At 33.3% G+C, this 15,918-nt stretch carries 12 protein-coding genes; 4 read left to right on the top strand and 8 right to left on the bottom strand.

The window, feature by feature from the left end; translation table 11 throughout:
* The first annotated feature begins 109 nt into the window (after positions 1 to 109).
* Positions 110 to 457, top strand: a complete 348-nt coding sequence (locus tag HXZ74_RS03405) for a hypothetical protein (RefSeq protein ID WP_286473849.1) — start codon at positions 110 to 112, stop codon at positions 455 to 457.
* A gap of 87 nt (positions 458 to 544) precedes the next feature.
* Here HXZ74_RS03405 and HXZ74_RS03410 read toward each other — a convergent pair whose 3' ends face one another.
* Positions 545 to 3,307 carry a bifunctional aconitate hydratase 2/2-methylisocitrate dehydratase gene (locus HXZ74_RS03410; RefSeq protein WP_286473851.1) on the bottom strand — a complete coding sequence of 921 codons (2,763 nt, stop codon included), beginning with the start codon at positions 3,305 to 3,307 and terminating at the stop codon, positions 545 to 547.
* A 718-nt stretch (positions 3,308 to 4,025) separates the two neighbouring features.
* Between HXZ74_RS03410 and argH the strand changes: the two genes are divergently transcribed.
* Together argH and HXZ74_RS03420 are read left to right on the top strand one after the other, a co-directional pair.
* Complete coding sequence (argH, locus tag HXZ74_RS03415) at positions 4,026 to 5,327, top strand: argininosuccinate lyase (RefSeq protein ID WP_286473853.1); 1,302 nt, start codon at positions 4,026 to 4,028, stop codon at positions 5,325 to 5,327.
* A 225-nt stretch (positions 5,328 to 5,552) separates the two neighbouring features.
* The gene (locus HXZ74_RS03420) at positions 5,553 to 5,771 is read left to right on the top strand and encodes a hypothetical protein (RefSeq protein WP_125349919.1); all 219 of its coding nucleotides are present in this window, start codon (positions 5,553 to 5,555) and stop codon (positions 5,769 to 5,771) included.
* 64 nt (positions 5,772 to 5,835) lie between these two features.
* On the opposite strand, the gene HXZ74_RS03425 is transcribed toward HXZ74_RS03420, so the two are convergent.
* From HXZ74_RS03425 to HXZ74_RS03435, 3 genes are read right to left on the bottom strand one after another with little or no spacing between them, the layout of a single operon-like run.
* On the bottom strand, positions 5,836 to 6,429 hold the full coding sequence (locus tag HXZ74_RS03425) for a hypothetical protein (protein WP_286473855.1): 594 nt from the start codon (positions 6,427 to 6,429) through the stop codon (positions 5,836 to 5,838).
* A 43-nt stretch (positions 6,430 to 6,472) separates the two neighbouring features.
* Entirely contained in the window at positions 6,473 to 8,338 is a 1,866-nt protein-coding gene (locus tag HXZ74_RS03430) for a GNAT family N-acyltransferase (protein ID WP_280062204.1), read from the bottom strand.
* Positions 8,339 to 9,580 carry an aspartate kinase gene (locus HXZ74_RS03435; RefSeq protein ID WP_286473857.1) on the bottom strand — a complete coding sequence of 414 codons (1,242 nt, stop codon included), beginning with the start codon at positions 9,578 to 9,580 and terminating at the stop codon, positions 8,339 to 8,341.
* A gap of 192 nt (positions 9,581 to 9,772) precedes the next feature.
* Between HXZ74_RS03435 and fbp the strand changes: the two genes are divergently transcribed.
* Positions 9,773 to 10,789 carry a class 1 fructose-bisphosphatase gene (fbp, locus tag HXZ74_RS03440; RefSeq protein WP_286473858.1) on the top strand — a complete coding sequence of 339 codons (1,017 nt, stop codon included), beginning with the start codon at positions 9,773 to 9,775 and terminating at the stop codon, positions 10,787 to 10,789.
* A gap of 71 nt (positions 10,790 to 10,860) precedes the next feature.
* Here the strand turns inward: fbp and HXZ74_RS03445 are convergent, their stop codons facing one another.
* From HXZ74_RS03445 to HXZ74_RS03460, 4 genes are all read right to left on the bottom strand, one after another.
* On the bottom strand, positions 10,861 to 12,351 hold the full coding sequence (locus tag HXZ74_RS03445) for an SGNH/GDSL hydrolase family protein (protein ID WP_286473861.1): 1,491 nt from the start codon (positions 12,349 to 12,351) through the stop codon (positions 10,861 to 10,863).
* Between the two features lie 7 nt (positions 12,352 to 12,358).
* Positions 12,359 to 13,591: an OmpP1/FadL family transporter gene (locus tag HXZ74_RS03450; RefSeq protein WP_280062208.1), complete on the bottom strand. Its 1,233-nt coding sequence runs from the start codon at positions 13,589 to 13,591 to the stop codon at positions 12,359 to 12,361.
* Between the two features lie 138 nt (positions 13,592 to 13,729).
* A complete protein-coding gene (locus HXZ74_RS03455; protein WP_280062209.1) occupies positions 13,730 to 14,941 on the bottom strand; it encodes a BaiN/RdsA family NAD(P)/FAD-dependent oxidoreductase in 1,212 nt (403 codons plus the stop codon).
* Between the two features lie 69 nt (positions 14,942 to 15,010).
* A complete protein-coding gene (locus HXZ74_RS03460; protein WP_038334911.1) occupies positions 15,011 to 15,847 on the bottom strand; it encodes a universal stress protein in 837 nt (278 codons plus the stop codon).
* Between the last annotated feature and the right edge of the window lie 71 nt (positions 15,848 to 15,918).

The raw sequence follows: 15,918 nt of genomic DNA on the forward strand, positions 1-15,918 counted from the left end.
CTGTAGATATTTCTTCAAAAGGACGTAGTGAATTTGTAGTTGATTAATGTTTTGAAAAGATAATATTTTCGAAGAAATTTGACTTATCAACCTAAAAAATTAATTCAACATGATAATATTTGGAACACGTTCTGGAAAGCTCAAATCCCCACAAACAAAAGCCGATAATTGCAATTATTGTCAAACAAATGAAAGCGTTTGGTATTATTTCTTTCAACGATATATTCATATTTTCTGGATTCCGGTAATTCCGATTGGTAAAACTGGTTCAAGCGTTTGCGGACATTGTAAGCAAGTTCTATCAGTGAATGAAATGTCTGAAAATCAAAAACAAGAATTTTTAAAAATTAAGAAAGATTTAAAAACACCTTTCGGATACAAAATAGCTCTAATCCTACTCGCTGGATTGATTGTCTTACCATTTTTGATAGGATTATTTCAGAATATTTTCAAATAGAACCATTTTTATCAACCATAAATTTATATCAGAAAAAAAGGCTAACACCGAAATGTTAGCCTTTAATATATCATTTTCTACGAACTATTAGTTCATAGAAATTGGTTTAAACTTTGTTAAGTTGATACCTTCTACAGCAGCTTTATATTCTTCAATATTAGGAATACGTCCTAAAATTGCTGATAAAACAACTACTGGAGTTGATGCTAATAAAGATTCACCTTTTTTACCATCACGGTCTTCAACCACACGACCTTGGAATAAACGTGTAGATGTTGCCATTACCGTATCTCCTTTTTCTGCTTTTTCTTGGTTACCCATACATAAGTTACAACCAGGTCGCTCTAAGTACATAATGTTTTCGTATTCTGTACGTGCAGTAGATTTTGGTAATAAATCGCTAAACTCAAATCCTGAGTATTTTTGTAACATTTCCCAATCACCTTCCGCTTTCAATTCGTCGATAATGTTGTAAGTAGGTGCAGCAACAACTAAAGGAGCTTTAAACTCAACTTTACCATTCGCTTTTTCTACGTTACGTAACATTTGAGAAACGATTTTTAAATCGTCTTTGTGAACCATACAAGAACCTACGAAACCTAAATCTACGTGTTTATCACCTCCATAGTAAGTTAAATCGCGGATGGTGTCGTGTGTATAACGTTTAGAAACGTCAGCATTGTTTACGTCTGGATCGGCAATCATTGGCTCTTCGATAATATCTAAGTCAATTACAACTTCCGCATAATATTTAGCATTTGCATCTGGAGTTAAAGCAGGTTTAGCCCCCGATTTAATTTCTTCGATACGTTTGTTAGCTTTGTCGATTAATCCTTGTAACACTTGGTTTTTGTTATCCATTCCTTTCTCGATCATGATTTGGATACGAGATTTTGCAATTTCTAACGATTGGATTAATGTATCATCTTGAGAAATACAGATAGATGCTTTCGCTTTCATTTCTGCAGTCCAGTCTGTAAATGTAAACGCTTGATCCGCTAATAATGTACCGATGTGTACCTCGATGATACGACCTTGGAATACATTCTCACCATCAAATTGTTTCAACATTTGAGCTTGAGTAGCATGAACTACATCACGGAAATCCATATGTTGTTTCATCTCTCCTTTGAATGTTACTTTTACAGATTCCGGAATTGGCATAGACGCTTCACCAGTTGCTAAAGCTAAAGCTACCGTACCTGAATCGGCACCGAAAGCAACACCTTTAGACATACGTGTGTGTGAGTCACCACCAATAATGATTGCCCATTCGTCAATCGTGATATCATTCAATACTTTGTGGATAACGTCAGTCATTGCATGATATTCACCTTTAGGGTCACGCGCTGTAATTACACCGAAATCATTCATAAATTTCATCAATTTAGGAATATTTGCTTGTGCTTTTTTATCCCAAACTGAAGCTGTGTGACATCCTGATTGATAAGCACCATCTACTGTTGGAGCAATCACTGTAGCAGCCATTGCTTCTAACTCTTGCGATGTCATCAAACCAGTTGTATCCTGAGAACCTACGATGTTTACTTTAACACGAACGTCAGAACCAGCATGTAAAACTTTTCCTGGAGTAGATCCAACCGCATTGTTATTGAAGATTTTTTCAACCGCAGTTAAACCTTGACCATCATTTGAAATCTCTTTTGAAGGAGCGAAAACCACAGGAGCTTCGATACCTAAAGTTTGAGCAGCAAATGTTTGGATTTTTTTACCAAAAACGATTGCGTAAGAACCACCCGCTTTGATAAATTCCATTTTTTGAGGAGTCAATGATCTTGAAATATCAATTAACTCTTGATCTCCGTTGTATAATTTTTGAGTTTTTGTATTGATTGTTAAAACAGTACCTGTAGCAACTGAATAAACTTCTTCTAAAACAGGATCCCCCGCTTCGTTACGAACCACATCTCCGTTTGCATCAACTTGTTTTTTCCAGTTTTTCAAATCGATTCCGATACCTCCTGTTACATCAACAGTTGTTAAGAAAATTGGAGAAATTCCGTTTGTACCTGCAACAATTGGCGCAATATTTACGAAAGGAACGTAAGGCGATGCTTGTTTTCCTGTCCATAAAGCCACGTTGTTAACACCTGACATACGAGAAGAACCTACTCCCATTGTACCTTTTTCAGCGATTAACATCACAGAAGCATCTGGATGTTGCGCTTGTAACGCTTTAATTTCAGCTTGAGCAGCAGGTGTAATCATACATTGACCGTGCAATTCTCTATCAGAACGAGAGTGCGCTTGGTTACCTGGAGATAATAAATCCGTAGAAATATCACCCTCAGCAGCGATGTACGTTACTACTTTAATTTCTTCTGCAACTGCTGGCAATTCTGTAAAGAACTCTGCTTTTGCATAACTTTCTAAAATATCTTTTGCGATTACATTTCCTGCATTAAAAGCATCAGCTAAACGAGCTGTATCTGCATCGTATAAGAAAACTTGTGTTTTAAGAACTTCAGCAGCTTGTTTTGCAATTGCTTCATCATTTCCTAAAGCTAAGTCCAAAAGAACCTCGATAGATGGTCCTCCTTTCATGTGAGATAACAATTCGAATGCAAATGTTGGTGTAATTTCAGCAACTGTAGCTTCTCCTAAAATAATCTCTTTTAAAAATTTTGCTTTTACACCTGCAGCAGAAGTTGTTCCTGGCAACGTGTTATAGATAAAGAATTTAACAGAATCCTCGCGGTATTCGTTGTTAACATCTTTAATTTGATTAATGATTTCACTTAGTAATTCTGCACCATCAATTGGTTTTGGATGTAAACCTTGACCTTTTCTTTCTTCAATCTCGTTAAGATACTCTTGGTAAAGACTCATAATTATCTATCTTTTCTTTTTAATATTAAAGATTGTTTAAAACCAAGCTACTTACACCTGATTTCATCCAATCAAAATGAATTATATAATAACACTTCGCTGTATCGTCACATCTTATGCAAAAATTATTTTCAACAAAAATCATTTTTGGCATAGGTAACCACTGTTATCAGAATACAAACTAAGTATGTAATTTTTTCGAAGGGTAATTTTTAATAATTTAACTCACACAAACTCAACACTCATAAGCATTTGAGTCAGAGTTTTATTCTAAAACTTACATTAACAATCATCTAAACAAATACGCGTTTAGCTATAAATTGGTACACAAAATTACGTTTATAGTAAAGATTTTTCATCAAAGAATGATATATTTTAGTTATATTTCAATAATTTAGAATTATTATAAAAAAGGTCTAAATTTCACTTTAACAATGTTTTAAACGTAAATAAATAGAAGTTAAAAATTAAAAGGTTCTTAAAATATCAACTCCATAATTTTTGGGTCATTTTTTTACGAAATTGAATTATTTCGAAATATTAATAAACATTCAATAATCAATCTTTCAAAATGCTATCAATCGTCTAAACATTCTCAAAAAACAATCAAAAATATTCAATATGAATAAATATTTATGATTATTAATAATTATACAAGTTTAATGAGATATTATGCAACTTTTTACTAACTTTGCGCCCTTAATTCATTATTATAGATATGAAACTTTGGGATAAAGGTTTTACCATTAATGATAAAATCGAAAAATTTACTGTTGGAAAAGACAGAGAATTAGATGCTCATCTTGCGAAATACGATGCATTAGCGTCGAAAGCGCAGGCAAATATGCTGGCAAAAACAGGTTTGATTACCAATGAAGAAAATGATGCGTTGCAAATTGCTTTGGATGAAGTTTTGGTTCTGATTGCGGAAAATAATTTCGAAGTCGACGAAAATTTCGAAGATATACATTCAAAAATTGAAGCTTATTTAATTGAAAAAACTGGCGATGCTGGAAAAAAAATTCACGTTGCACGTTCTCGAAATGATCAAGTTTTGGTTGCAATTCAACTTTTTAAGAAAGAGTATTTAAAACATACAACTGAAAAAATTGTCAATTTAATTGAGATTTTCTTACAAAAAGCAGACGAATTCAAGAATCATCAATTACCAGGATACACGCATTTTCAAGCGGCAATGCCAAGTAGTTTTGGAATGTGGTTTTCTGCTTATGCAGAAAGTTTGTTGACGGATTTATACTTTTTTGAGGCTGCATATAAAATTTCTGATCAAAATCCTTTGGGTTCAGGTGCAGGTTTCGGAACAAGTTTCCCAATTGATCGTTTGCAAACAACGCAAGAATTAGGTTTTTCAGAAATCTTAGTTTCTTCTGTTGGTGCGCAAATGCTTCGAGGAAAAACAGAAAAATCTGTTGCGACAGCTTTAGCTATGATTTGTGGAACATTGTCTAAAATGTCGTATGATTTGGTTTTATACAATTCACAAGATTTAGCTTTTGTGAAGTTGCCAAACGAAATGACAACAGGCTCATCGATTATGCCACACAAGAAAAATCCAGATGTTTTTGAGTTAACTCGTGCGCATTGCAATAGAATTCAGGCATTGCCGAATGATATTATGATGACGATTAATAATCTTCCAAGTGGATATCACCGCGATTATCAAATTTTGAAAGAAATATTATTCGAACCAATGATGCAGTTTGATAATATTATTGACATCTTAACATTTGCGATTCCCCAGCTTCAGATTAAAGATAACTATATGAATCAGGAAAAATATGATCCGATTTATACAGTTGAAAATATTAATGAAGCGATTAAAAATGGAACTCCTTTCCGTGATGCTTACAGAGAAGTTGGTTTATCAGTAGAGAACGGAACCTATGTACCGCACAAAGAATTTCAGACTTCGCATATCGGAAGTATTCATAATTTGAGATTGGATTTAATTTCAAATAAAATCGAAAAATTCAAATTAGAAGCACAAGTTTTAAAATAATCATTAAAAATACATCAAAAAATCATCCTCGAATTATAGAATTTGAGGATTTTTTTGTTTTATAAATTTTATAATTTCGGAAAATTTCAACGTTTAAATAATTGTATTTCTATATTTTGTAAAATAAAAAGTGTTTTACAAAATAATTACAATCATTTTTTATTATATCGGGTCAAAATCATTCTAACTTTGACATATCAAATTAATCGATTAAAATTTAAAAAGATGAAAAAATTTTTCGCAGTAGTTGCAGTAGCAGCTTTATCATTAGGAGCAGTATCTTGTGGAGAGAAAACTGAAGAAGCACCAGTAGAAGAAGCACCAGCTACAGATTCAGCTACAGCAGTAGTTGATTCAGCAGTAGTTGACTCTGCAGCAGCTCCAGTAGCTGATTCAGCAGCAGTAGCAGCTCCAGCAGCAGATTCTACAGCAGTTGCTAAATAATTTATAGCGAAGCTAAAATATAAATGCGCTCAACTAGGTTGAGCGCATTTTTTATGTCTTAAATTTACGATTCTATATACAAAACGAGAGTTACCTCTCCTTTATCATCTTTGTAAACTTCGATATCCGTTAAATACAAATCGATTAAATCATGACCCCAAATCCCATATTTACCATTCGTTTCATTTCGATTGATTAAACCTTCACGTTTTTCTAAAGGAATTGGTTTTGTATCAGCAGACTCCTCTTCTTCTTTATAAACTTGTTTATACTTTTCCTGTATCGTTAAAATCAAATCTCGTCGCGTAAAACCTTTGTCATTCTGAAGATCAAAACTTGCAGGTTTTTTTAGGGGATAATCAATAATCAGCCGAATCTTTTTCTCATTTAGAACAATCTTATCTGCATCAATAAGCTGACTTAAATATTGGTCAGCATTCTCTATTGATATTCCAACCAAAGCATCGCTTCCTACTTCTTTTTTTTGTTCAGTATTAGGATAACTTAATATTGGAATAGTAGAAATAGGTGTTCCATAATCTCTTAAATTAAGTGTAGACTCTTGCTCTAAATTAAAGTCTATTGGCGCTTCTGATTTTTTTGGAATACAACTATTCATCAAGAATAATGTGCAAAGTAGACGAAATGTAAAATTCATAGTAATAAATTTACTACATAATATACATAAAAAAACGGAAACCTTAGATAAGATTTCCGTCAAATTTTCCTGATTGTATTTTCTTATCCAATTCTGCTTGAATATCCTCTAAAACAGGACGAACAGTAGATTCTGGAATATCCGAAACTCTAATATACATTAAGCCATCAATTGCATCATTAAATTTAGGATCAACATTGAAAGCAATCACTTTTGCATTTTGTTTAATATATTTTTTGATCAAAACCGGTAATCGCAACATATTTGGCTCAAGCTCATCGATTAATTTATCAAACTTATTCAAATCAGCTTCAGATTCATCGAAAATAAATTCTTTATCCTCTTCTTTCAGCTTAACTTTAAACTCATTTTTTGCTCTCACGTATTGCGCTACAGTAGAATCGTAGTAATGAGATTTCATAAATTCGATCATCAAAGATTTTGAAAAATCAGAAAACTGATTACTAATACTCACTCCTCCAATAATAAATTTCTGATTTGGATTTCTCAACGTTACATGCACAATTCCTCTCCATAATAAGAACAATGGCATCGGTTTTTGTTGATACTCAGCTGAAACGAATGCACGTCCCATTTCAATACATTTCTTGAAGAAAGGATGAATTTCTGGATCAAAATTGAATAATTCATGAACATAAAATCCATTAATTCCATATTTTTCATACACTTCCGAACCAATCGCCATACGATATGCTCCAACAATTTTATTGGTATCCTTATCCCATAAAAATAAATGGTGATAATGATTATCGAATCGATCAAGGTCAATTTCATCATTTGTACCTTCACCAATTGCACGGAAAGTTATCTCGCGTAAACGACCAATTTCTCTTAATATATTTGGAATTTGTTGAGCTGTAGAAAAGAAACATTCGTAATTATTATTCGTAAATAATAATGCTTGTTCATCTTTTCGTAAAGTTTCAATATCTTGAATTAATAAGTCTAAAGCAGTTTCCAAAATAATCGGCTTAACCTTTTTGTTAGAAGAAGATAAGCTTGGTAAATTCGGAATTTTCAACTCAATATTCGAAGGATTTTTCAAGACTTGAGTTAGACTTCTTTTTTGTTTGTAATATGACGAAAGCATGTATGTTTTCTTTCTCAAAAACTCAGAATAATCTTCTATAGACACATGCTCGTCTTGTTGTTTTTGTAAAATTGGTTTTCCAATACGAATTTGAATTGGACGTGTTCTTTTCTTCATCATTTCAGCTGGTAACATCGCCGTTTGAAAATCTGGATGAATCTTCGCTACACGGTAAAAAATATTACTATTTCGTGCTCTAAAAAACATTGGTACAACAGGAACTTTCGCTTTTTTGATCAATTTCATCGCTGATTCTTGCCATTCTCTGTCGATAATTTTACTTTCGTCATCACGATAAGAAACTTCGCCCGCAGGAAAAATTCCTAAACAACCTCCAGCTCTCAACAATTTTAATGCATCGCGCATTCCTGAAAGGCTACTGTATGCATCTTTACGTGTTTCGAAAGGATTAACTGGAATAATCATCGGTTCTAATGGTTTAATTTTTTGCAATAAAAAATTACCCATCACCTTGAAATCAGGACGAACTTTTGACATAAAATGCATCAAAATAATTCCGTCCAAAGCTCCAAGCGGATGATTAGAAATAATAATAAAAGGTCCTTCTTTTGGAATACGTTTCAAATCTTCTTCATGGATTTCGTAATCCATTCCCAAATCATCAATCAAATAATCCAAAAAAGGTTCGCATTGCAAATGCTTTCCACGATTGTACAAATCGTTTAACTGATCTATACTGAAAACTTTTTTCAATGCCCAAGCTACAGGTTTTCCTAAAACACCAATTTTAGAAAGACCCGAAGCTGAATAGATATCTTGTGTCGTGATTAAACTCATTTAAGCTTTAACAACTATTTGTAATGTTTCGCGAACTGTTTGTCGCAATAATTCTTTTTCTTTTGAAACAACTTTATCAGAATCTGCATCAAAATGGCGAATTGTGTACAATAAAACATTGTTTTCTTCTTGCACTTTATACTCTTCGTTCATATCTGCAACAAACTTTTCTAAGTTGTCATATTTATCCTCCAAACATAAAGATAATGAAATTGCTGAATTTTGCATCAAATTTACTTTGATTTGATAATCATATAGTTTATTGAAAATTCCGCTCAATTTATCTTCTGTAATAAAAGAGAAATCTTTACTTGATAAACGAATCAAATGTTGCTCTCTTTTTAGGATAAAACAAGGTACTTTTGGATCTAATGGTTGACCTTTCGCTACCTCTGTTCCTGCTTCTGTAGGATTAATAAATGATTTTACGAAGAAAGGAATTTCTTTTTGTTGAAGCGGCTGTAACGTTTTCGGGTGAATAACAGATGCACCATAATACGCCAACTCTATCGCTTCTTCGTATGAAATATGATTTAACAACTCTGCATTATCAAAATAACGTGGATCAGCATTCAAAACTCCTGGAACATCTTTCCAAATCGTCATGCTATCCGCATTTAAACAATAAGCAAAAATCGCCGCAGAATAATCTGAGCCTTCGCGTCCTAAAGTTGTTGTGAAAAAGTTTGGATCAGAACCTAAGAAACCTTGTGTAATAAACAAACCTGTGTTTGGTAAACGTTTAATACTTTCTTCTGTTAACGACCAATTTACTTTTCCTTCGCGGTAAGTATTATCTGTTTTGATATAATCGCGAACATCTAACCATTCGTTACTAATTTGTATCGAATTAAGATACATGCTAATGATTTTTGTCGAAATTAACTCTCCACAACAAACCACTTGATCGTACACATAGCTATAATTTGGCGATTTGTTACGTCTTAAAAACGAAACGATATCATCAAAAAATTGCGAAATTTCGTTCGAAACCTCAGCTGGATTATCAAATAATTCTGTCGCTAAAGCAATGTGTTGTTCTTTTACTTCGTTAATTGTTTTTTCGAAATCTTGTTCTTCAAAATAGCGTTTGACTACCTCTTCCAATGCATTTGTCGTCTTGCCCATAGCAGAAACAATGATACATGTATTTTCGTAACCAACAGATTGCAATAAACTCGCAACATTTCTAACGCCGGCTGCATCTTTCACCGAAGCACCACCGAATTTGAAAACTTTCATTTCTATAAAAACTTTTTTTGTAAATATTTAACTTGCAAATATAACCAAACTACACTTTATATGTTGACCGAATTTAATTAAAATAAAAAATAAATTTGAATGATGATTTTCACGTATTTAGATTAATTTCAAACGTTTGAAATGATATAAAATTGAGTTTTTATTCCGATATTTGACCAGCAAAACATAATTATGAATACTAATTCTCATCAAACTCTTGGAGAGTTTATCATAGAAAATCAAGCAGATTTTATTTACTCTTCCGGAGAATTATCTAGATTACTGAGTTCTATTAAATTAGCAACAAAAGTTGTTAATTATAAAGTAAACAAAGCAGGACTTGTAAATATTTTAGGCGAATTCGGAAATGAAAATGTCCAAGGAGAAAAACAACAAAAATTAGATGTTTTCGCAAACGATACGTTTATCGAAACGTTGTCGCAACGCGAAGTTGTTTGTGGTATTGCTTCGGAAGAAAACGAAGATTTTATCGCGATTCAACCTTCAATAAATTCAAAAAACAGTAAATATGTTGTGTTGATTGATCCACTTGATGGTTCATCAAACATCGACGTAAATGTTTCTGTTGGAACAATTTTCTCTATCTACCACCGTGTTTCTGAACCTGGAACACCTGTTACAAAAGAAGATTTTTTACAACCAGGTAACAAACAAGTTGCTGCGGGATATGTGATTTACGGAACATCGACAATGTTGGTTTACACAACAGGAAATGGTGTAAATGGATTTACCTTGAACCCAGGAATTGGAACGTTCTATTTATCTCATCCAAATATGTGTATTCCACAAGATGGGCACATTTATTCAGTTAACGAAGGTAATTATGTAAAATTCCCACAAGGAGTTAAAAATTACATCAAATACTGTCAGGCAGATGAAGAAGACCGTCCTTACACTTCTCGTTACATCGGTTCTTTATGTTCAGATTTTCACCGAAACATGTTGAAAGGAGGAATTTATATTTATCCTTCTGGAACAAATAATCCGAACGGAAAATTACGTTTATTGTACGAATGTAATCCAATGGCGTTTATTGCTGAACAAGCTGGAGGAAAAGCTTCTGACGGTTTCCAACGCATTATGGATATTGAACCTACAGAATTACACCAACGTATTCCTTTCTTTTGTGGTTCGAAAAATATGGTTGAAAAAGCAGAGGAATTTATGCGAAATGAAGAATTGAAATAATCATTTCAAAAAATATAATCAAATAAAAAATCCGCTCGATGAGCGGATTTTTTTGTTATTTAAACATTCAATTAAGGAATTGCAATACCTGGATAATTTCCTGGGTAAACGTGTCTTAAAGTTGAATGATATTTTTGGTTGATTGCATCAGCAAACATATTTGCGACAATTGCATATCCAGTTCCTGTTAAGTGAACTCCGTCTAAAGAGAACGCTCCACCAGAAATAAATGCTGTTGTATATGTTTGTCCATAATACTTAATCCCTGAAACTGAACTTAATTTTTTCATTTCAGAATAAGCATCAACTAAAGCCAAATTATATTTTGTAGCTAAGCCAGCAATTGCAGCATTATATTTTGTTACAGCTGCTTCTGCTTTCGCAGTTTCTTTTTCTGTCAAAATAAATTGATCAGGCATTTGAATTTGCGTTCCATATCCTTGTTTGATGTACGCTAAAGCTGTAAGTGTAACTAAATCTTTTGACGTAGCTTGTCTAAAGTTTTTTAGTGCAGCGAATTGTGCTCCGAATTTAGTTAAATCAGTCAAATCTTTATCTACAATTACCAATGCATTTTGAGTAGCTCCCGCCGTAAATGGTTTAATTAAACGTTGATTATACTCAGCTTCTGATATTAATCCAGCTTTAAAAACCAATCCTAATCCTCCATTATATTGTGCATATGCAGAATTAAGAGCTGTCACTTGTTGTTCAGTTAATCCAGTAACTGCATTGTAAGGTATTGTAGTGAAATACGGAATAGATGTTACAGAAGGAATATTTGCAATAACTCCTTTAGGTTTATTTTCAGAGCTCGTCATGTCAACAATGATCTTTTCCAATGAACCAGCTACTACTGTTACATTAGAAATATCATTCGTTTTATAATCTGCAGCAGCTAAACTACCTGTTTCATTATGATCTGTACCAACGCCTCCACTAGTCGCATATCCTAATACATCATTATTACCAATCCATAATGAGAAAAATGTAGGTTTTTGAGCAACTGCATCTTTTACAACTGAAGTAGTTGGACTACTTGCAAAACGCACAAAATAAGGATTTGATTTTCCTAAAGACAATCCTGCAGCATTACCGTAACCATCTGCTGATAAATGATAAGATTTAGCCCCAGGAACTCCCATATTTTGATAAGGTCCTGCAGTAGAAATATTATCCAATGGTCCTCCTGGAGCTGTTGGCACAGGAGATAAGCCATCTTTTAAAATATATTTGCCATAATATAAGATGTTACCATCTTGATCCTTTAAATCAGTAAATCCACCTGTATCATTTGGCATATAAGGGATTTTAAATTCTCCTCCTCCTGCAGCTTTCATCAATCCAGCTAACATATTTGGGTAAGAATTTTCTTGTCCAGATTTGTACAATGCATTATCTCTATAACCAGAAGTTAACGAGTTACCTAATGCGATATATTTTGAAAAGTTCGCCTCACCTGCAGAAACTTGAATATCTTCAATTGGATGTTCGAAATCTTCGCTACAGTTAAACATCGTAGCAGCTAATGCAACTAATACTATTTTATTTAAGTGTTTCATTTTTGTCTTATTTTAGGTTGTACGATACGCCTAAACCAAAGTTTATAGCACGCATTTTAACATCTCCAGAGAAGTTTTGTTGAATATTATCAATATGTCTTTCGTCTCCTTTTACATATGATCCAAATAAATCAACATGAAAACCTGACTCAAATCTAAATCCTAATCCAGCTGAAACTGAATTCAAGTTAGAACTTGGTGTTTCTGATGACCAATAAGCTGATGGAACTGGTGATTTATCATGATAATAACCAACACGTCCAACAATCATCTCGCTGAAAGTATACTCTGCTCCAAAACGGAATAATGTATTGTCTTTCCAGTTTTTCGTAGAAGATGATGTATAGAAAGTATTAGAAGCATCATTATATAAATTGATATCTAAACTTTTGTAACGTGTCCAGTTTTGCCAAACTACATCTCCAAAAAGCTCTAATTGTGGTAAAACTTTGTACGACATCCCAAATGTAAACTCAGATGGTAACGGTAAAGTTGTATTCCATTTATCTGTATTGAAAGGTACATTAGATGCAATTCCAGAAGGAACATTAGACCATGTAACATCGCCTTTGTTTGCAGAAACATCTACATTAGAACGGTACGCAATTCCAACTCCAAATTTATCTGTTGGCTTGAACATTGCTCCAACATTAAATCCTAAACCATGAGCATCTTTATCCTCTAATTTAAGTTTAATATCATTTCCAGCAACTGTTTGCACTTTCTCTAATTTAGCTGTTCCGTGTGTATAAATGAAACCTACACCCAAACTAAACCAATCAGAAAAACGATATGCAACCGTTGGCTGAATATTGAATGCTTTTAAGTCAATATGTGTAATATTTGCTTTATTTTGCCAATCTTCTGGCCACGTAACCGAACTACCAAAAGGCGTCGTAACACTCAATCCAATTGCTAAATCATCTACAGGCTTGTAACTAACTGCCAAATACATTGGTGTTCCTAATTTACTATCTGTTTCTACTTTTTGCAACGTCATTGGATCTTGCCATTTTACGTCAGTTTTTACACCAAAACCTCCGACAGCAATACTCAATTTACTATCAACAAAAGCTAAACCTGCAGGATTATAAAACGCAACACTCGCATCGTGAGTTTGTGTTGCAGAAGTTCCCCCTAATGCTGCTTGGCGAACCCCCTGTAAAGCAACTCGGTACCCACCTGCAAATGCAGAAGAAGATAAGCCGATTAATGCTAAGGTTAAGAAAATTTTCTTCATATTTTTTGTTCGTTTTTAATAATTCCTTTAAACAAAAATAACATAATTTTATAATAATGTTATGTTAACATAATAAATTTTGAAAAAATCTTTACTATTAAGGCTTTCAGCCAGAATAATATTCGTGTAAAATATACACTATTGATAAATTTCTTTGATTTTTTCAGATATAATATAACCTTCAGACCAACACGCCTGAAAGTTGAATCCTCCTGTTATGGCATCAATATTTAAAACCTCTCCAGCCATAAACAATTGTGGGATTTTTTTTGCTTGCATCGAATGAAAATCAATCTCTTTCAAATCGACTCCACCAGCCGTTACAAACTCATCTTTGAACGTGCTTTTTCCATTAATTTGGTATTTTCCTTGCGTCAATTCTGTTGCAATTGTTTCGATGTGTTTTTTCGATAAATCTGCATAAACCTTGTTTTCATCTACGTTGCAATAATTCAGAATACTAAACCAAAAACGTTTCGGAAAATCGAATGGATTATTTTTATGCGCATTTTTCTTGGCATCAACTTGTTTTTTATCATTCAAAAATGAAATGATTTCATCTTTAGATTGATTTACAAAATTGATTTCAGTCTCAAATTTATAATTGCTTTCATTTAATTTTAAAGCACCCCAAGCCGATAATCTCAAAATCGCCGGACCACTAAATCCCCAATGTGTAATTAGCAATGGACCTTCTGCCTCTAATTTTTGTTGATTAATTTTGACTTCAGCATTCTCGAAAGAAATTCCCATCAAACCTTCAATTCGAGGGTCTTTGCAATTAAATGTGAATAAAGAAGGAACTGGCTGAACAATTTTCAAACCTAAATTCTTCAAACTTTTCCAAAATTTAGGCGTACTTCCTGTTGTCACAATCACCGTTTCAAAAAAATGTTTTCCTGATTTTGTTATCAACTCATAACCTCCATCAACTTTATTGATCTCTTGCACACCGTCCGAGAAATTCAATTGTACTTTATTTTGATCAACCGCTTTTGTCAAAGCCTCTATAATCGAAAGTGAAGAATCACTAACAGGAAAAATACGGTTATCGTCTTCTATTTTCAATTCTACTCCGCGCTCATCAAACCAAGCCATTGTATCACCCGGTTGAAACGTGTAAAAAACACTTAATAATTCCTTTTTTCCTCGCGGATAAAATTCGACCAAATCAAGCGGATCAAAACATGCATGCGTCACATTACATCTTCCTCCACCCGAAATGCGTACTTTTTGAAGCGGTAAGTTTGCTTGTTCAAACAATATAGTTTGTTGTCCTACAGTTTTTCCAAGGTTTGCTGCAACAAAATATCCTGCTGCACCACCTCCTACTATGGCTATTTTTTTCACGAGGCAAAGGTAAAGTTTTATTTTTAACAGAATTTTTGACAAAAAAAGGAAATGTTTTCACATTTCCTTTTAAGACTTTTGTTCATGAAAAACGAACAAAGGTGTAATATTTTTATTTGCAATTTTCTTTGTAAATCCTGGCGAAAAAATCTTATCAAAAAATCCTTTATTGCGACTCACAACCGTCAACAAGTCGATTTGTTTTTCCTTGATAAAATCCAACACCGCGTTTACAGGATCTGCATCATGATAAACTTCGAATACAATTGGATCTCCAGCAAACTGATCTTGCCAATCTTTCATTGCTTGTTGATTAAATTTTCCATCTTTCGAAACGTGCATGCAATGAATTTTTGCATGATGACGATTTGCAATTTCGATCAAATACTTCAACGCATCTTTATCTTTTTGATCAAAAACAGTCGTAAAACCAATATTTTTAAATCCTTTGAAAGACATTCCGTGCGGAACACTAAGAATCGGAACTTTCATCGATGTAATCGCATTTATCGTATTCGAACCGAAAAGCATTTTCTCAATTCCTGAATTTCCATCCGTTCCCATCACTACAAAATCAACGCTTTCTTCACCAATAATTTCGCGTAGAATGTATAAGAAATTTCCTTCTTCTAAAATAAATTTGATTGGAATTTCATTCAAACCATTATCATCAGCAATTTGTCTTAGTTGCGGAATATTATCTTTAAAGTTATCGAAACTTCCTAATTCTACCGTTTCATATACATTCTGAATCAATCCAGCACTCAAACTTCCAGTAATCATTGGCAATTCATAAACATGCAACACATAAACTTGTGCATCGATACTTTTTGCAAGATTTAGTGCATATAAGAAGGCGTTATTGGCAGTTTCTGAGAAATCTGTTGGGAACAATATTTTTTTCATCTTTTCGTGTTTTGTACTCAAAAGTTACGAATAATTTCATTTCAACACGAAAAAAGCTCAATCTATTTCTA

Source organism: Empedobacter sp. R750 (assembly GCF_030324345.1).
Lineage (GTDB): Bacteria > Bacteroidota > Bacteroidia > Flavobacteriales > Weeksellaceae > Empedobacter > Empedobacter falsenii_C.

What these genes read in the sequence shown, in the direction of transcription:
- argH (WP_286473853.1), top strand. Translation starts at nt 4,026, where the DNA reads ATGAAACTTTGGGATAAAGGTTTTACCATTAATGATAAAATCGAAAAA.
- fbp (WP_286473858.1), top strand. Translation starts at nt 9,773, where the DNA reads ATGAATACTAATTCTCATCAAACTCTTGGAGAGTTTATCATAGAAAAT.
- HXZ74_RS03425 (WP_286473855.1), bottom strand. Translation starts at nt 6,429, where the DNA reads ATGAATTTTACATTTCGTCTACTTTGCACATTATTCTTGATGAATAGT.
- HXZ74_RS03420 (WP_125349919.1), top strand. Translation starts at nt 5,553, where the DNA reads ATGAAAAAATTTTTCGCAGTAGTTGCAGTAGCAGCTTTATCATTAGGA.
- HXZ74_RS03405 (WP_286473849.1), top strand. Translation starts at nt 110, where the DNA reads ATGATAATATTTGGAACACGTTCTGGAAAGCTCAAATCCCCACAAACA.
- HXZ74_RS03410 (WP_286473851.1), bottom strand. Translation starts at nt 3,307, where the DNA reads ATGAGTCTTTACCAAGAGTATCTTAACGAGATTGAAGAAAGAAAAGGT.
- HXZ74_RS03460 (WP_038334911.1), bottom strand. Translation starts at nt 15,847, where the DNA reads ATGAAAAAAATATTGTTCCCAACAGATTTCTCAGAAACTGCCAATAAC.
- HXZ74_RS03435 (WP_286473857.1), bottom strand. Translation starts at nt 9,580, where the DNA reads ATGAAAGTTTTCAAATTCGGTGGTGCTTCGGTGAAAGATGCAGCCGGC.
- HXZ74_RS03450 (WP_280062208.1), bottom strand. Translation starts at nt 13,591, where the DNA reads ATGAAGAAAATTTTCTTAACCTTAGCATTAATCGGCTTATCTTCTTCT.
- HXZ74_RS03445 (WP_286473861.1), bottom strand. Translation starts at nt 12,351, where the DNA reads ATGAAACACTTAAATAAAATAGTATTAGTTGCATTAGCTGCTACGATG.
- HXZ74_RS03430 (WP_280062204.1), bottom strand. Translation starts at nt 8,338, where the DNA reads ATGAGTTTAATCACGACACAAGATATCTATTCAGCTTCGGGTCTTTCT.